Genomic DNA, 17,647 nt, shown 5'->3' with positions numbered 1-17,647 from the left:
GGCGATTTCCGGGCTCAGCGCGAAGGATCGGCCAGCGGATGATCGCGCCGGCCGGCGTCGATGCGCGCCTTGACTTCGCGCGTGCGCCCGTCCTCACCCCAGCGCTTGGTAAACGTGGCCAGGCGGGTGCGGGCCTGTTCGAAGCTGCCCGTATTCAGCAGGCGCTCGATGGCGTTGTTAGCGGTGGTCCACGCGGCGCGGCGCTGCCCGGCGCGGGTGCAGGCCGCTGCCGCCGTATTGAGCCTGCTCTGGACCTGGCGCAGCTGCTCGGGCGTCGCACGCGTCTTGCGCAGCGCAATCAACTCGTCCTGCGCTTCCTTCGGCTTGCACTCCTTGGCCAGGGCGATGGCCGACGCCATGCGCCGCTCGATGCGGGCCGCGGTCGGCTTGGTCAGCATCCAGGCCAGCCACAGGACGCCGAGGCCGATCAGCCACCAGCGCAGGCGGATCGGTTTGCGCGTTGGGACGGGCGGGCGTGGTGCGGGATTGGCGCGCACGGGTGGCAGCGGCGACGCTGGGGGTGCTGGTGGTGCTGGCGCCGGAATCGGCTTCGGCGCTGGCGGTGGTTGAACGACTGGCGCCGCGATGACTGGCGCCGGCGGCACGGGGGCCGTCGGTGGCACGGGAAGCGCGGGTGGCCTCACGACCGGCGGCGCCGGCACGGCGTTGACCGGCCGCTGCGCCGTACCGCACCACGGACAAAAATCGACCGGCTGTGGAAACGCGCGGCCGCAGCCGGTATTGATGCAGGAATCGTTGTGTGCCATGGTGCCCCGTATTTCGCTGTTGCCGTACATGCCGAAAGACGGCCTGCCAACCGCTGTCTTGATCGTGATGGAAGGCCGCATGATAGCGCCCCGCACGGCCAAGCGTCGCGCTGTTTGCCCGGTAGCGCCGCCTGATCCCTGACGGTGCAACGGAACGTATAATGGCTGCTTCCCTCTCCCTTCCTGTGCGCCGATGACCGCTGCCGCCCCCCTCCTTTCCGACGACGACCTGCCCGCCACCGTGGTGGACGCCGCGACCGCGCACCTGGCGGCCGTGCTGTCGATCGCCCTCGAACACGGCCCGGCGCACAAGGCGCTGGTCGTGTACGACACGCGCACGCCGCTGGCGCGCGCGCTGCTCGCGGGCTACCGGCGCAATCTGCCCGAGGCCGCGTTCGTGGACTTCGACAGCGTCACGCCCGATGCGGTGCTGGCGGCGTTCCGCTCGATGGCCGCGCACGACCTGGTGGTGCTGGTCCAGTCGACCAATTTCCGGCTCGACGGCTTTCGCATCCGCGTCGAGCTGTTCAAGCTCGATTTAAAAGTGGTCGAGCACGTGCACCTGTCGCGCATGCCCGGCATCCAGGGCGAACACTATGTCAATGCGCTGGCCTACGACCCCGCCTACTTCCGCGGCACCGGGCGCGCGCTCAAGGCGCTGATCGACAGCGCGCCGCATGGCCGCGTGGTCGGCGGCGGCGAGACGCTCACCTTCGCCTCGCCGTTCGAAGCGGCGAAGCTCAATATCGGCGACTACAGCGAGATGAACAACGTCGGCGGCCAGTTCCCGATCGGCGAAGTATTCACCGAAGCGCAAGACCTCGAAGCCGTGCATGGCCGGGTGCAGATCCACGTGTTCGGCGACACCAGTTACCGCTCGAACCATCCCGACGTACCAGTCACCTTGATCATCGAAGCGGGTCGCGTGACCGGCACCGAACATGCGACGCCCGCCTTCGAACAGGTGCTCGAAAACATCCGCCTCGAGGAAGGCGAAGTCTGGGTGCGCGAGCTGGGCTTCGGCCTGAACCGCGCTTTCACGCGCGAGCTGCGGGTCGACGATATCGGGACGTATGAGCGCATGTGCGGCATCCACCTGTCGCTCGGCGCCAAGCACGGCGTGTATACGAAGCCGGGCTTCAAGCGCAAGGATGCGCGCTTTCACATCGACGTGTTCGCGGTCACCGATGCGGTGTTTTTGGGCGAGGTCCAGGTATATGCCGACGGGCGCTGGCTGGCCTGAATCGGACCGCGCCTGCCTGCGGATGGTATGATTTCGACCTCATTGACCAGGGCCCCATGATGCCAGACACCGTCTCCCAGCATGTCAGGGAAATCCAGGCCATTGCCGCCGTGCCGCGCGTGCTGGAAACCGTGGCGACCATGACCGGGCTGGGGTTCGTCTGCATCGCGCACGTCACCGACACCACCTGGACCACCTGCGCCGTCCACGACCAGCTCGGGTTCGGCCTGCAGGCGGGCCACCCGCTGGACGTCACCACCACGCTGTGCGAAGAAGTGCGCGCGACGCGCCAGCCGATCGTCATCGACAGCGTGCGTGACAGTGATTCGTATCGCGATCACCACACGCCGCGCCTGTACGGCTTCCAGAGCTATTTTTCGATCCCGATCTTCCGTCCCGACGGCGACTACTTCGGCACGTTGTGCGGTCTCGATCCCGAGCCGGCCGCCTTGAGCGAGGGCGCCACGGTGTCGGCGCTGACGCTGTTTGCCGAACTCATTTCACGCCAGCTCGAAACCGACCGCTCGCTGCGCGATACCCGCTCGGACCTGCTGTCCGAACGCGAGACAGCCGAACTGCGCGAACAGTTCATCGCCGTGCTGGGCCACGACCTGCGCACCCCGCTCAGCGCCATCCTGACCGGCGCCGAACTGCTCAAGCACCGCAGCACCGATCCGGCCACCGACAAGATCGTCGAACGCGTGCGCAGCAGCGCCATGCGCATGGCCGGCCTGGTCGACAACGTGGTCGATTTCACGCGCGGGCGCATGGGCTCTGGCCTGGCGCTCGAACTGTGCCAGAGCACCGACGTGCACCTGATGCTCGACCAGGTGGTCGACGAACTGCGCGGCGTGTATCCCGACCGCGTGATCCGGTCCGACATCGCGCGTGACGTCGCGCTGCGCAGCGATCCGCAGCGGCTCGCCCAGCTGCTGTCGAACCTGCTCAAGAATGCGCTGCTGCATGGCGACAGCGGAGAGCCGATCCACGTAGAGGCGCGCATCGACGGCGCCAGCTTCGTGCTCGCCGTGAGCAACGCCGGCCCCGATCTGAGCCAGGCAGTCATCGACCAGCTGTTCAAGCCCTACTGGCGCGCCACCTCGCGCGCCGGCGACGACGGCCTGGGACTGGGCCTGTACATCGTCGACCAGATCGCGCGCGGCCACGACGGCGCGATCGGCGTCACCTCAACGGACGGGCGCATCACGTTCACCTTCAGCATGCCGGTGGCATAGCTTTCTCCCAATGCTTGCCGGCCTGGCCGCGCCTGCCCATACTGTTTGCCATTTGTGCAACCATGTCTGGAGAAGAAGATGCGTTCCGCCCTGCCCCGCCGCCACTCCCATGTTGCTTACCTCGCCGCCTGCATCGCAACGCTGGCCGCTGCCTGCGCATATGCCGACGACAGCGCCGCCATCGCCCGCATCGAGTCCGGCCTGCGCCCGGAAGTCGCCCTGGCCGATGTGCCGGTAGCACCCCTGGCCCTGCTCGACGAAATGAAACGGCTGAACGTGCCGGGCGTGAGCGTGGCCGTGATCAAGGACGGCAAGGTGGCCTGGACGCGCGGCTATGGCGTGGCCTGGACCGGCGGGCCGGCCGTCACGCCGCAGACGCTGTTCCAGGCCGCCTCGCTCAGCAAATCCGTGTCGGCCATGGCGGCGCTGCGCATGGTCGAACAGGGCAAGCTCGATCTGGACGCCGGCATCGACCAGGCGCTCACTAGCTGGACGCTGCCAAAGGGTGACGGCATGCCGAGCCTGCGCCAGCTGCTGTCGCACACCGGCGGCATGAGCGTCTCGGGCTTTCCCGGCTACGCCGCCGGCAAGAGCGTGCCGACGCTGCAGCAGGTGCTCGATGGTGCCGGCCCAGCCAACACGAAGGCCATCCGGGTCAACGCGGCGCCGGGGTCGGCCTTCCGCTACTCGGGCGGCGGCTACACGCTGGTGCAGCAGGCGATGATCGATCGCGCCGGCCAGCCATTCGACGCGATCCTGCGCGAACTGGTGCTGGCGCCGCTGGGCATGACCGCCAACACCTATGCCCAGCCGCTCCCGCCGGATCTGGCGCCCAATGCCGCGCGGCCGCATGACGAAGACGGCAAGCCGTTCCCCGGCGGCGCCTACACCTATCCCGAGCAGGCTGCCGCCGGCCTGTGGACCACGCCGCACGACCTGGCGCGCTTCGCGATCGCGATCCAGCAGGGCGCGGCCGGGGCAACGGACGGCGTGCTCACGCCCGCGATGACGCGCACGATGCTCCAGCCGGTGAAGAACAACTATGCGCTGGGCTTGCAGATACAGGACCACGGCAAGGGCTTCAGCCACGGTGGCAGCAACCAGGGCTTCAAGGCGGTGTTCTACGCTGCCGTCGCTGACGGCAGCGGCGCGGTCATCCTGACCAATGGCGACAATGGCATCGACGTGGCGGCAGGTCTGATGCGCGCCATCGCCTACGAGTACCAGTGGGACACCAACCAGACCAAACTGCGCAAGGCCGTCGCGCTTGCGCCGGAAACGCGGCGCACGCTGGTGGGCCGCTACAAGCTGGACGGCGCGCCGGACTTCGACATCGCCGAGCGCAAGGGCCAGCTGATGGTCAACCAGAGTGGCCAGTGGGAACCGCTGTACGCCGAATCGGACAAGGTGCTGTTTGTCCTGTCGCGCGATATCGAACTGCGCCAGCAGGATGCCGACAATGGCCAGATCGTCATGGGCACGTGGGTACGGGGGTATGCACGCGTGGCCAACATGCAATGAGCACGTACTAATCGGGCAATTTCATGCAGGCGCGCGTCATTGGTGTGGTGCGCGCCACATGTATCTGGATTTTTACAAATACGTTAAGCAATTGACGAATATCAACGATAGAATTCCTGTCATATTTCCAACAACAAATCCAGGGGAATCATGTTTCGTTTGCCAATCGGCGTAGCAGCTCTATGCCTCGCAGCATCTTCGTTTGCCGCAGCACCGTTCGACGACAAGTTCCGCCAGCTCGATGAGCTGCTGCCGACCCCAGGCACGATCCGCACCGCCTCCGGCGCCCCGGGCCACGCCTACTGGCAGCAACGCGCCGATTACACGATCCGCACCACGCTCGATGAAGCCAAACGCGCACTGAGCGGCGCCGGTACGGTCACCTACCACAACAATTCCCCGGATACCCTCAAATACCTGTGGGTGCAGCTCGACCAGAACATCTACAAGACCGATTCGGATGCGCGCCAGAGCGCCATCCTGCCTTCGCGTGACGCGTGGGCCAACGGTACCCAGACCACCGGCCTGAAATACGATGCCCTGCGCACGGTGCTCGAGGGGCGCACGTTCCCGGGCGGCTTCGACATCCTGGCGGTCAAGGATGCGGGCGGGCGCCCGCTGCCGTACACCATCAACAAGACGATGATGCGGATCGACCTGCCGCAGCCGCTCAAACCCGGCGCGAAGGTGACGTTCGGTATCGACTGGCGCTACAACATCAATGAGCAGAAGGTGCTCGGCGGGCGCGCCGGCTATGAAACCTTCGACGACAAGAACGACCTGTTCGAAGTTGCCCAGTGGTTCCCGCGCATGGCCGCCTACTACGATGTGTACGGCTGGCAGCACAAGCAGTTCCTGGGCTCGGGCGAATTCACGCTGGAGTTTGGCGACTACGACGTGCGCATCACGGTGCCGGGCGACCATATCGTCGCTTCCACCGGCGAGCTGCAAAACCCGGGCGAGGTCCTGACGGCCGCCCAGCGCGATCGCCTGCAACAGGCAAAGACCGCGAAAAAGCCGGTCATCATCGTGACCCAGGCCGAAGCCGAAGCGGCCGAGAAGGTCCGCAGCACGGCCATGAAAACCTGGCACTTCAAGGCGAAGAACGTGCGCGACTTCGCGTTCGCGTCGAGCCGCAAGTTCATCTGGGATGCGCAGGCGGTCAAGAGCGGCAAGCAGGACGTGCTGGCGATGTCGTACTACCCGAAGGAAGGCAATCCGCTGTGGGAGAAGTACTCGACCCAGGCGATCATCCACACCATCGAGCAGTACAACAAGTACTCGTTCGACTACCCGTACCCGACTGCGATCTCGGTCAACGGTCCGGTGGGCGGCATGGAATACCCGATGATTTCGTTTAACGGTCCGCGTCCGAGCAAGGACAGGAAGACCGGCGAACTGACGTACTCGCAGCGCACCAAGTATGGCCTGATCGGCGTGATCATCCACGAAGTGGGCCACAACTACTTCCCGATGATCGTCAATTCGGACGAGCGCCAGTGGACCTGGATGGATGAGGGCCTGAACTCGTTCGTGCAGTTCCTGGCGCAGGAAGCCTGGGAAGCCAACTGGCCGGGCGGCCGCGGCGACCCGCGCGCCATCACCACCTACATGAAGAGCACCAACCAGGTGCCGATCATGACGAACTCGGAATCGGTCCTGCAGTTCGGTAACAACGCCTATGCCAAGCCGGCCACCGCGCTGAACGTGCTGCGCGAAACGGTGCTGGGCCGCGAACTGTTCGACTTCGCGTTCAAGGAATACGCCGAGCGCTGGAAGTTCAAGCGCCCGACGCCGGCCGACTTCTTCCGCACGATGGAAGACGCATCGGGCACGGACCTCGACTGGTTCTGGCGCGGCTGGTTCTACACCACCGATGCGGTGGACGTCAGCGTCGACGGCATCACCGAGTACACGGTGTCCTCCAAGGACCCGGAAGTCGAGAAAGCCATGGCGCGCGCACGCCGCGCCGCCGAGCCGGTGTCGATCACGGACCAGCGCAACAAGGGCATGCCACGCCGCGTCGATGCGCATCCCGAACTGAAGGACTTCTACAACGAGAACGACGAGTTCACCGTCACCAACAAGGACCGCAACAAGTTCGCGGAAACGACGGCCGATCTGGAAGACTGGGAAAAGGCGCTGCTCAAGGAAGGCAAGCACCTGACGCTGGTCGACTTCTCGAACGTGGGTGGCCTGGTCACGCCGCTGATCGTGGAACTGACGCTGAAGAACGGCCAGAAAACCATCGAGCGCATCCCGGCCGAAGTGTGGCGCTATTCGCCGACCAAGATCACGAAGCTGTTCGTCACCGATGAACCGATCGTCGGCCTGACGCAGGATCCGAACTGGGAAACGGCCGACGTCGACGTCAGCAACAACAGCTGGCCACGCAAGGCGACGCCGTCGCGTCTCGAACTGTTCAAGACCGACCGCGATCCGAACAACCTGATGCGCGACTTCAATTCGAAGCTCAAGACGAAGGATGCGGAAGGGGCTCCGGCAACGGCGCCAACGCCGGCGGAATAACGCGGCATCCGTTTGGTTCATTACCCGGGCGGAGCGATCCGCCCGATGTCATTTTTTGGGCACCACGATCATGAAACTCCCCCACCTGCACGCGGCCTTCGCGACCTTCACTCTTGGCGTTGCGATGACCGCCAGCGCGGCCGGCCCGGCCTTCGACGACAAGTTCCGCCAGCTGGACGAGCTGCTGCCGACGCCCGGCGTCACGCGCAATGCGGCCGGCGCACCGGGCCACGCCTACTGGCAGCAGCGCGCCGACTACAAGCTGCGCGTGACGCTCGACGAAGCCAGTCGCGCGATCAGCGGCGCCGGCACGGTCACGTACCACAACAACTCGCCCGATACGCTGTCGTACCTGTGGGTGCAGCTGGACCAGAACATGTTCCGCAGCGACTCGGACAACCGCAAGATCACGACGCTGCCGTCGCGCAGCGCGTGGCAGGCCAGGGGCAACGACGGCGTGAAGTTCGACGCACTGCGCTTCACGCTGGAGGCAGGCAAGTTCGCCGGCGGCATCGACATCCAGAGCGTGACCGGCAGCGACGGCCGCGCGCTGGCGCACACGATCAACAAGACGATGATGCGGATCGACCTGCCGCAGCCATTGAAACCCGGTGCAAAGGTGTCGTTCAACGTGGCCTGGCGCTTCAACATCCCCGAGATGAACGTGCTGGGCCGGCGCATGGGCTTCGAGCGCTTCAAGGACGGCAACGACATCTACGAAATCGCGCAGTGGTTCCCGCGCATGGCCGCCTACTACGACGCCGCCGGCTGGCAGAACGCGCAATACCTGGGCGACGGCGAATTCACGTTGGAATTTGGCGACTACGACGTGGCGATCACGGTGCCGAGCGACCACATTGTGGCCGCCACGGGCGAGCTGCAGAACGCGGGCGAGGTCTTGAGCAGCGCCCAGCGCGGGCGCCTGCAGCAGGCGAAAACCGCGGGCAAGCCCGTGATGATCGTGTCGCAGGCCGAAGCGCAGGCAACCGAAAAGAGCCGCGCCACTGGCAATCGCACCTGGCGCTTCAACGCCAAGAACGTGCGCGACTTCGCGTTCGCGTCGAGCCGCAAGTTCATCTGGGATGCGCAGGGCATCAAGAGCGGCAAGCAGGACGTGATGGCGATGTCGTACTACCCGGCCGAAGCGAACCCGCTGTGGGAAAAGTACTCGACGCCGGCCGTGATCCACACGATCGAGCAGTACAACAAGTACTCGTTCGACTACCCGTATCCGGTGGCGATCTCGGTCAACGGCCCGGTGGGCGGCATGGAATACCCGATGCTGTCGTTTAACGGCCGCCGCCCCGTCAAGGACGCCAAGACCGGCGAGCTGACGTACTCGCAGGCCGCCAAGTATGGGCTGATCAGCGTGATCATCCACGAGGTGGGCCACAACTACTTCCCGATGATCGTCAATTCGGACGAGCGCCAGTGGACCTGGATGGACGAAGGGATGAACAGCTTCCTGCAGTTTTTGGCCGAGCAGGCGTGGGAAGAGAACTACCCGGCGCGCCGTGGCGAGCCGCGCGACATCGTCGACTACATGCGCAGCACGAACCAGGCACCGATCATGACGAATGCCGAGTCGACGCTGCAGCGCGGCGCCAACGCCTACGCCAAGCCGGCTACCGCCTTCAACATCCTGCGCGAGACGGTGCTGGGGCGCGAGCTGTTCGACTTCGCATTCAAGGAATACGCCGAACGCTGGAAGTTCAAGCGCCCCACCCCGGCCGACTTCTTCCGCACGATGGAAGATGCATCCGGCACGGACCTCGACTGGTTCTGGCGCGGCTGGTTCTACACGACCGACGCGGTGGACATCAGCGTCGACGGCATCAGCGAGTACACGGTGTCGTCGAAAGATCCGGAAGTCGAAAAAGCCTGGCAGCGCGCGCGCCGCGCCGCCGAGCCGGTGTCGGTAACCGACCAGCGCAACCAGGGTATGCCCCGCCGCGTCGATGCGCACCCGGAGCTGAAGGACTTCTACAACGAGCATGACGAATTCACCGTCACCAACAAGGACCGCAACAAGTTTGCCGAAACGACGGCCGACCTGGAAGACTGGGAAAAGGCACTACTCAAGGAAGGCAAGCACCTGACGCTGGTCGACTTTTCCAATCGTGGCGGGCTCGTGATGCCGCTGATTGTGGAGCTGACCTTCAAGAGCGGCAAAAAAACGATCGAGCGCATTCCGGCCGAGGTGTGGCGTTATTCGCCCAAGAAGATCACGAAGCTGTTCGTCACCGACGAACCGATCGTCGGCCTGACGCAGGACCCGTACTGGGAAACGGCCGACATCGATGTCAGCAACAATAGCTGGCCACGCAAGGTGACGCCGTCGCGCCTGGAACTGTTCAAGACCGAGCGCGATCCGAACAACCTGATGCGCGACGCGGCCACGCCTTTAAAATCGGCACCGACCGCGGCGCCGAAGGCGGCCCAATGACGCTGCACGGATTGAAGTCGCTGCTCCTGGTGCTGCTGCTGTGCGCCAGCGCTGCGGCCAGCGCGCACCGCTTCCACTTCGGCATGACCGACATCTCGTACAACGCGCGCACCGAGAGCACGGAAATCGTCCACACCTACACGGCGCACGATATCGACGCGCTGCTGCTCAATCTGTACGGGCGCCAGTTCGACCTGAGCGACGTGGAAGACCAGGCCGTGCTGCGCACCTACGTCGAGCGCCACTTCTGGCTCGCCGACAAGAACGGCAAGAAGCTGCCCGTGACCTGGGTCGGCATGACGGCCGATGCGCAAAGCGTCGTGATCTACCAGGAGCTGGCCGCCACGCCGCTGTCGGCAGCGGCCGTGATCCGCCAGGGCGTCCTGGTCGACTTCATGGCCGAACAGGTCAACACCGTGAACCTCAACGAAGGCGGCGCCGTGCGTTCGCTGACCTTCATGCGCCAGACGCTCGAACAGCCCGCGCGCTGAAACTTACTCTGAATTTGCCCATGCTGCTTCGTCCGATGCCTCTTCGCCCAATCGCGTGCGTGCTCGCCGCGCTGTTCGTCTCATCCACCGTTCATGCCGATGATTTCCAGCTCCAGCGCGTGCTGGTCGAAGGCGCCCGCGCCAGCCAGCTCGGCATCGCCGATTCGGCCGGCGCCGGCAGCGCCGGTGCGAAGGACCTGGCCGGGCGCATCGCGTACCGGCCGGGCGAGCTGCTCGAAGTCACGCCCGGCCTGATCGCCAGCCAGCACAGCGGCGAAGGCAAGGCCAACCAGTTCTACCTGCGCGGCTTCAATCTCGACCACGGCACCGACCTGGCCACCTGGGTCGACGGCATGCCCGTCAACCAGCGCAGCCACGCGCACGGCCAGGGCTGGACCGACCTGAATTTTTTGATTCCCGAACTGGTGGGCCGGCTCGATTACCGCAAGGGCCCGTACTCGGCGCGCGAAGGCGATTTCTCGTCCGCCGGCGTGGCCTCGCTCAGCTATGCCAATCGTCTGGTGAAAAGCATCGCGTCCGCAACGGTCGGCCAGGACGGCTACGCCCGCACGATGCTGGCCGGCTCGCCCGAGGTTGCCGGCGGTAGCCTGCTGTACGCGCTGGAACTGATGAAGAACGACGGCCCATGGACGCGCCCCGACGGCTACCGCAAGGTCAACGCCGTGCTGCGCTACAGCCAGGGCTACGCCAACAATGGCTGGAACGTCACCGCGATGAGCTACAGCGGACACTGGAATTCGACCGACCAGATTCCGCTGCGGGCCGTCGAGGATGGCCGTATCGGGCGCTTCGACCTCATCGACGACAGCGATGGCGGCAAAGCGCGCCGCCAGAGCATCTCGGGCATCTGGCGCAGCACGGATACCGATTCGGCCTCGAAAGTGAGCGCCTATGTGATCCGCAACGAGCTCGAACTGTTCTCGAACTTCACCTACTTCTTGAACGATCCGGTCAACGGCGACCAGTTCGCCCAACCCGACCGGCGCGTGACGACGGGCCTGGACGCCACACACACCTGGCACATGCACCGCAGCGACACGCTGTCGTCCGACCTGACGGTGGGCGCGCAGCTCCAGAACGACAATATCTACAACGCCCTGTACGACACCCGCAAGCGCGCGCGGATTGCCACCACGCGCGAAGACCACATTGTCGAGACGAGTGGCGCGGTGTTCGTCGAGAATGCCACGCGCTGGAGCGATGCGCTGCGCACGGTCGTCGGTGTGCGCGCGAATAACTACCGCTTCCGCGTCGATGGCGACCGGCCCGAAAACGCCGGCAAGGCGCACGACACGCTGGTGACGCCGACGCTGAACATCGCCTACGGCCCGTGGGCCTCGACCGAGCTGTATGCCAACTACGGCCACGGCTTTCACAGCAACGACGCGCGCGGCACGGTCGCCACGGTCGATCCGAAAACGCTCGATGCGGTGGATCGCACGCCGGGCCTCGTGCGCTCGCGCGGCGTGGAGTTTGGCCTGCGCACCGAGGCAATTCCGAAGATGCAGATGTCGCTGGCCGTGTACCGCCTCGACTTCGATTCCGAGCTGACCTATATCGGCGACGCCGGCAACACCGAGGCGGGCGATCCGAGCCGCCGCTACGGCATCGAGTTCTCGAACTACTACCGGCCCTACAAATGGCTGTCGGTCGACTTTGATGCGGCCTGGGCCCGCGCACGTTCGCTGGGCAACCGGATCCCGGGCGCCATCGAAGGCGTTGCGCAACTGGGCGTGACGGTCGACCGCAGCGGCCCGTGGTCCGGGTCCCTGCGCCTGCGCTGGTTCGGCCCGCGCCCACTCATCGAGGACGACAGCGTGCGTTCGAAGGCGAGCGTGACGCTCAACGGGCGCGTGGGCTACCAGCTGGCAAAGGACCTGCAGCTGGAACTCGAAGCGTTCAACCTGACGAACCGGCGCGCCTCGGCGATCGACTACTTCTACGAGTCGCAACTGGCGGGCGAGACCGCGCCCGTGGCAGATGTGCATTTCCACCCGATTGAACCGCGCTCGCTGCGCCTGACGCTGGTCAAGACCTGGTGAAGTCTGGCCGGGCGGCAATGAAAGTGCTAGGCTAGCGGGATGACCACTCCGCCCCTGCCCTATCTCGATCCGTCGCACCTGACGGCCGCACTGCGCGACACCGGCTACGCCCTGCTGCGCCCTGACGACGTTGCGCTGCTGGCCGGCTGCAGCCTGCCGGACCTCGCCACGCTGGTGCCCAGCTGGGACCGCCTCGAGCTCGATGATTACCTGAAGGATGGCGGGCGCTATCGGCGCCGGCGCCACTCGTGCTTCATCGACGATGGCGCCAGTCTGGTGCAGACGCCGCACCGCGCGCACTGGCAGCCGGTCGAGTACAACGCGCTGCACGGCGGCATGCACCGCCTGTTTGCGCCGATGGAGGCGGACACGGTCGCCAACCCGGCCTGGGCACGCCTGCTGCGCGCCCTCGGCGCGGCCTGTTCGGCGGTGACGCCAGCACAGCCATGGTTCGTGGAAGCGCACCAGTTCAGGATCGACACGGCGGACGGCATCGGCCGCCCGACACCCGAAGGCGCGCACCGCGACGGCGTGAATTTCGTGGCCGTGATCATGATTGGCCGCCACGGCATCAAGGGCGGCGAGACGCGCGTGTTCGACGCCGACGGCCCGGCCGGCCAGCGCTTCACGATGACCGAACCCTGGACCCTGCTGCTGCTGGACGACGCCGCCGTGATCCACGAATCGACGCCGATCCAGCCACTGGGCGAGCATGGTTACCGGGATACGCTGGTGCTGACCTGGCGCGCCGGGTCGTTCCAGGGCGAAAACGTCTGAACAGAGCAAAAAAAACGCCCGCAGAACCTGGTGGCTGGCGGGCGGCAAATCCAATTTTCGGAGAAAACTGGAGGAGACAGTTCCAATATAGTCCTTTTTATTGTGCAGTGCAATACGGTAGATCTACTGTTGTAAATTTGTAGAACGCCCTGCCAACACGCCTATTTTTCCGCACTGCACTATTTGTAACGACATCCGTGCAGCCCTGCCGGGGGCGCCACATTTGCTACACTCAGTTGCTTGCCGCAGCGCCGGACCGCCGGATTGCTGGACCAGGCCGCGATCACCCAGACACCATGAAAACCATTCGACATCCACGTGCCCTTGCCATCGCCCTCGGGGCCGCGTCGCTGTGCGCCGTCATTGCGCTGGCGACGATCAACCGCGCCGACGCCAAGGAAGAAAAGGCCGCGCCACGCCCTGCCCTGAGCGTCACCACCACCCGCCCCGCCACCGCCAGCCTGCCGATCAGCCTGACCGCCAACGGCAGCATCGCCGCCTGGCAGGATGCCGTCATCGGCAGCGAATCGAACGGGCTGCGCCTGAACGAAGTGCGCGTCAATGTCGGCGACGTGGTCAAGAAGGGCCAGGTGCTGGCCGTGTTTGCGGATGAAACCGTGCGCGCCGATATCGCGGGTGCGCGCGCCGCGCTGCTCGAAGCCAAGGCCAATGCCCTGGAATCCAAGGCGAATGCCGACCGCGCGCGGGCGCTGGAAAGTTCCGGGGCGCTGAGCGCCCAGCAGGTCACGCAATACGTGACGGGCGAGCAGACTGGCGCCGCGCGCGTCCAGTCGGCCCAGGCCACGCTCACGCAGCAGCAGCTGCGCCTGAAGTACACGCAGGTAACGGCGCCCGACAGCGGCGTGATCTCGGCTAGGGGCGCCACCGTCGGCGCCGTCGTCGGCGTGGGCACTGAACTGTTTCGCATGATCCGCCAGGGCCGCCTCGAGTGGCGCGCCGAAGTGACGGCGCAGGATCTGGGCCGTATCAAGCCTGGTACCCGCGCCATCGTGCGCGGCGCCAGCGGGCTCGAAGTCACGGGCAAGGTGCGCGTCGTGGCGCCGTCGGTCGATCCGCAGACCCGACTTGCGCTGGTCTATGTCGACCTGCCGCCGGCGCTGTCGGGCGATATGCCGCTCAAGGCCGGCATGTTTGCCAGCGGCCGGTTCGAACTGGGCACGTCGAACGCCCTGACCGTGCCGCAGCAGTCGATCGCCGTGCGCGACGGCTTCAGTTATGTGTACCGCCTGAATGCGGACAGCCGCGTGAGCCAGCTGAAGGTCACCACGGGCCGCCGCCTGGGCGACCGGGTCGAGATCGTCGGCGGCCTGGCGGCCGACGCGCCGATTGTCGTCACCGGCGCCGGGTTCCTGAATGACGGCGACCTGGTACGCAATATCGCCACGCCCGCAACCGCGCCGGCAGCCGCACCGGCAAAGGCCGCACGATGAATTTCTCCGCCCTGTCGATCCGCAATCCGATCCCGGCGATCATGCTGTTCGTCCTGCTCACCGTGGCGGGGCTGATGGCCTTCAATGCCAGCAAGGTGCAGGACTTCCCGGACATCGAACTGCCAATCGTCACTGTCACCGCCGTCCTGGATGGCGCCGCCCCGGCGCAGCTGGAGACCGAAGTCGCGCGCAAGATCGAAGACTCGGTCGCCACCCTGCAGGGCATCAAGAACATCTACACGCGCGTGCTCGATGGCGTGGCCACCGTCACCGTTGAATTCATCCTCGAGCGCGATTCGGCCGAAGCCGTCAACGACGTGCGCGACGCGGTCTCGCGCGTGCGCGCCGACATGCCGGCCGAGCTGCGCGAACCGACCGTGACCAAGGCCGCCACCGCCGGGCGCGTCGTCTCCACCTTCACGATCGCCGCGGCTGAGGGCTCTGGCCTGGACGACCAGGACCTGAGCTGGTTCGTCGATAACGACGTCGCCAAGCGCATGCTGGGCGTGCCGGGCCTCGGTGAAATCCGGCGTGTGGGCGGCGTGACGCGCGAGATGCGCGTGGAGCTCGATGACCAGAAGATGGCGGCGCTGCGCGTCTCGGCGCTCGACATCTCGCGCCAGCTGCGCAATGTGCAGCGCGAAGCGCCGGGCGGCCGGGGCGACGTCAGCGGCGTCGAGCAATCGGTGCGCACGCTGGCCACCGTCGGCACCGCGCAGGCGCTGGCCGCGATGGAGATCCCGCTGCCGGACGGGCGCCACGTGCGCCTGGACCAGGTGGCGCGCGTGCTCGACACCGTGGAAGAGCCGCGCGCGCTGGCCGAGCAGGATGGCCGCCGCGTCGTCGCCTTCGAGGTGTTCCGCACGCGCGGGGCCGGCGAGATCGATGTCGCCACGGGCGCGCGCGCCGCGATGGAACAACTCAAGAAAGAAAACCCGAAGCTGATCGTCAATGAAGTGATCGACAACTCGGTGTCGGTCGACGAGAACTTCGACGCCTCGATGCACATGCTGTACGAAGGCGCGCTGCTGGCGGTGCTGGTGGTGTGGTGGTTCCTGCGCGACTGGCGCGCGACGCTGATCGCCGCGGCTGCCCTGCCCCTGTCGGTAATTCCCGCCTTCCTGGGCCAGTACCTGTTCGGCTACACGCTCAATATGGTCACGCTGCTGTCGCTGGCCCTCGTGATCGGCGTGCTGGTCGACGATGCGATCGTCGAGATCGAAAACATCTCGCGCCACCTCCACATGGGCAAGTCGCCGATGCAGGCCTCGCTCGAGGCGGCCGACGAAATCGGGATGGCGGTCATCGCCACCACGTTCGCGCTCGTGGCCGTGTTCCTGCCGACCGCCTTCATGGGCGGCATTCCCGGCAAATTCTTCAAGCAGTTCGGCTGGACCGCCGTGCTGGCGATCCTGGCCTCGCTGCTGGTGGCGCGCCTGCTCACGCCGATGATGTGCGCCTACCTGCTCAAGGCGCCGAAGAACGCCGGCGTGGCCGGTCACGAGCCGCAGGACGGCGCCCTCATGCAGCGCTACCTGGCCGTGATGCAGTGGTGCCTGCGCCGCCGTGGCCTGACGATGCTGGGCGCAGCCGTGTTCTTCGCGGGCTCGCTGGCGCTGGTGCCGCTGCTGCCGACCGGCTTCATGCCGCCGGCCGACCGCTCGCAGACGCAGGTCAATGTCGAACTGGCGCCGGGCGCCACGCTGGCCCAGACCCGCGCCGTGGCCGAACAGGTGCGCCTGGAACTGATGAAGGTCGAGGGCGTGACGAGCATCTTCAGTTCGATCGGTGGCGGTTCGAGCGGCGACGCGTTCTCGCCCGGCGCCGCCGCCGAAGCGCGGCGCGCGGTGCTGACGGTGAAAATGGTGGACCGGAGTGACCGCGACGTGAAGCTGGGCGTCATCGAGAACACGATCCGCGAACGCGTGGCCGCCATTCCCGGCGCGCGCTTCACGGTCGGCATTCCCGACGCCGGCACCAAGATGCAGCTGGTGCTGCGCAGCGAAGACGCCAATGCGCTGAGCACCGCGGCGCGCCAGGCCGAGCGTGAATTGCGCGGCCTGCCCGGCATCGGCAACGTCAGTTCGAGCGCCTCGCTGGTGCGCCCCGAAATCATCGTGCGCCCCGACTTTGCGCGCGCGGCCGACCAGGGCGTGACGGCGGCGGCGATTGGCGAGACGGTGCGCGTGGCCACCGCCGGCGACTACGAGCAGTCGCTGGCCAAGATGAACCTGGACGAGCGCCAGGTGCCGATCCGCGTGAAACTGCCCGACGCCGTGCGGGCCGACCTGGACGCGATCGGGCGCCTGACGGTGCCTGGCAAGAACGGGCCGGTGCTGCTCTCGACCGTGGCCGACATCACAATGGAAAGCGGCCCGGCGCAGATCAACCGCCTGAACCGCACCCGCAACGTCACGCTCGACGTCGAACTGTCGGGGCGCTCGCTCGGCGAGGTCAATACCGCGGCGCGCGCGCTGCCCGTGTTCCAGTCGCTGCCATCATCGGTGACGATCGCGGAGCTGGGTGACGCCCAGGAAATGCAGGCGCTGTTTGCCAGCTTCGGCCTGGCGATGCTGATCGGTGTGCTGTGCATCTACGGCGTGCTGGTGCTGCTGTTCTCGGACTTCATGCAGCCGGTGACGATTCTGGCCGCGCTGCCGCTGTCGATCGGCGGCGCCTTCGTGGCGCTGCTCGTCACCAGCAATGCGCTGTCGATGCCGACAATGATCGGCCTGATCATGCTGATGGGGATCGTGACCAAGAACTCGATCCTGCTGGTCGATTACGCGATCCTGGCGCGCCAGGCGGGCATGAACCGCTTCGATGCGCTGGTCGACGCCTGCCACAAGCGCAGCCGGCCGATCGTGATGACCACCATCGCGATGGGCGCCGGCATGCTGCCGCTGGCGCTCGGGTTCTCGGGTGACCCGAGCTTCCGCTCGCCGATGGCGGTGGCCGTCATCGGTGGCCTGATCACGTCGACGTTGCTGAGCCTGCTGGTGGTGCCGGCCGTGTTCACGTATGTCGACGATTTCGAGAATTGGCTCAAGCGCACCGGGCGCAAGATGCGGCGCCAGCCGGCGCGGGCCGTCGAGGTGGACAACACCCCGGCCTGAGCGCGTGC

11 protein-coding genes are annotated in these 17,647 nt (G+C 66.1%); 10 read left to right on the top strand and 1 reads right to left on the bottom strand.

Annotated features, from left to right (window positions below; genetic code table 11):
* Window positions 1-14: 14 nt before the first annotated feature.
* Window positions 15-767, bottom strand: a complete 753-nt coding sequence (locus AC56LV_RS17530) for a hypothetical protein (RefSeq protein ID WP_499559497.1) — start codon at window positions 765-767, stop codon at window positions 15-17.
* A gap of 193 nt (window positions 768-960) precedes the next feature.
* Between AC56LV_RS17530 and AC56LV_RS17525 the strand changes: the two genes are divergently transcribed.
* The 10 genes from AC56LV_RS17525 to AC56LV_RS17480 all read left to right on the top strand — a co-directional run bounded on the left by AC56LV_RS17525 (window position 961) and on the right by AC56LV_RS17480 (window position 17,639).
* Window positions 961-2,010, top strand: coding sequence for a hypothetical protein (locus tag AC56LV_RS17525; RefSeq protein WP_499559495.1), 1,050 nt, complete (start codon window positions 961-963; stop codon window positions 2,008-2,010).
* Window positions 2,011-2,066: 56 nt separating this feature from the next.
* Window positions 2,067-3,245 (top strand): sensor histidine kinase, encoded by a 1,179-nt coding sequence (locus AC56LV_RS17520; RefSeq protein ID WP_499559493.1) that lies wholly within the window; start codon window positions 2,067-2,069, stop codon window positions 3,243-3,245.
* Window positions 3,246-3,323: 78 nt separating this feature from the next.
* Window positions 3,324-4,766: a serine hydrolase domain-containing protein gene (locus AC56LV_RS17515; RefSeq protein ID WP_499559491.1), complete on the top strand. Its 1,443-nt coding sequence runs from the start codon at window positions 3,324-3,326 to the stop codon at window positions 4,764-4,766.
* Window positions 4,767-4,916: 150 nt separating this feature from the next.
* Window positions 4,917-7,295, top strand: a complete 2,379-nt coding sequence (locus AC56LV_RS17510) for a M1 family metallopeptidase (protein WP_499559489.1) — start codon at window positions 4,917-4,919, stop codon at window positions 7,293-7,295.
* A gap of 70 nt (window positions 7,296-7,365) precedes the next feature.
* Complete coding sequence (locus tag AC56LV_RS17505) at window positions 7,366-9,741, top strand: M1 family metallopeptidase (protein WP_499559487.1); 2,376 nt, start codon at window positions 7,366-7,368, stop codon at window positions 9,739-9,741.
* Complete coding sequence (locus AC56LV_RS17500; protein WP_499559486.1) at window positions 9,738-10,232, top strand: DUF6702 family protein; 495 nt, start codon at window positions 9,738-9,740, stop codon at window positions 10,230-10,232. The genes AC56LV_RS17505 and AC56LV_RS17500 overlap by 4 nt, the downstream gene beginning before the upstream one ends.
* Window positions 10,233-10,267: 35 nt before the next feature.
* A complete protein-coding gene (locus AC56LV_RS17495) occupies window positions 10,268-12,295 on the top strand; it encodes a TonB-dependent receptor (protein WP_499559484.1) in 2,028 nt (675 codons plus the stop codon).
* Window positions 12,296-12,334: 39 nt separating this feature from the next.
* Entirely contained in the window at window positions 12,335-13,072 is a 738-nt protein-coding gene (locus AC56LV_RS17490; RefSeq protein ID WP_499559483.1) for a 2OG-Fe dioxygenase family protein, read from the top strand.
* A 296-nt stretch (window positions 13,073-13,368) separates the two neighbouring features.
* A complete protein-coding gene (locus AC56LV_RS17485; protein ID WP_499559481.1) occupies window positions 13,369-14,523 on the top strand; it encodes an efflux RND transporter periplasmic adaptor subunit in 1,155 nt (384 codons plus the stop codon).
* Window positions 14,520-17,639 (top strand): efflux RND transporter permease subunit, encoded by a 3,120-nt coding sequence (locus tag AC56LV_RS17480; RefSeq protein WP_499559479.1) that lies wholly within the window; start codon window positions 14,520-14,522, stop codon window positions 17,637-17,639. The genes AC56LV_RS17485 and AC56LV_RS17480 overlap by 4 nt, the downstream gene beginning before the upstream one ends.
* Window positions 17,640-17,647: the final 8 nt, after the last annotated feature.

The organism is Telluria sp. RB2R28 (assembly GCF_059685835.1).
Note: the sequence above shows the minus strand (reverse complement) of the source record. Positions and strands in the feature narration are given on the sequence as shown.

Bases quoted from the DNA above. Each gene is read 5' to 3' on its own strand.
- AC56LV_RS17530 (WP_499559497.1), bottom strand. From the start codon at position 767: ATGGCACACAACGATTCCTGCATCAATACCGGCTGCGGCCGCGCGTTT.
- AC56LV_RS17510 (WP_499559489.1), top strand. From the start codon at position 4,917: ATGTTTCGTTTGCCAATCGGCGTAGCAGCTCTATGCCTCGCAGCATCT.
- AC56LV_RS17490 (WP_499559483.1), top strand. From the start codon at position 12,335: ATGACCACTCCGCCCCTGCCCTATCTCGATCCGTCGCACCTGACGGCC.
- AC56LV_RS17500 (WP_499559486.1), top strand. From the start codon at position 9,738: ATGACGCTGCACGGATTGAAGTCGCTGCTCCTGGTGCTGCTGCTGTGC.
- AC56LV_RS17515 (WP_499559491.1), top strand. From the start codon at position 3,324: ATGCGTTCCGCCCTGCCCCGCCGCCACTCCCATGTTGCTTACCTCGCC.
- AC56LV_RS17525 (WP_499559495.1), top strand. From the start codon at position 961: ATGACCGCTGCCGCCCCCCTCCTTTCCGACGACGACCTGCCCGCCACC.
- AC56LV_RS17480 (WP_499559479.1), top strand. From the start codon at position 14,520: ATGAATTTCTCCGCCCTGTCGATCCGCAATCCGATCCCGGCGATCATG.
- AC56LV_RS17485 (WP_499559481.1), top strand. From the start codon at position 13,369: ATGAAAACCATTCGACATCCACGTGCCCTTGCCATCGCCCTCGGGGCC.
- AC56LV_RS17495 (WP_499559484.1), top strand. From the start codon at position 10,268: ATGCCTCTTCGCCCAATCGCGTGCGTGCTCGCCGCGCTGTTCGTCTCA.
- AC56LV_RS17520 (WP_499559493.1), top strand. From the start codon at position 2,067: ATGATGCCAGACACCGTCTCCCAGCATGTCAGGGAAATCCAGGCCATT.
- AC56LV_RS17505 (WP_499559487.1), top strand. From the start codon at position 7,366: ATGAAACTCCCCCACCTGCACGCGGCCTTCGCGACCTTCACTCTTGGC.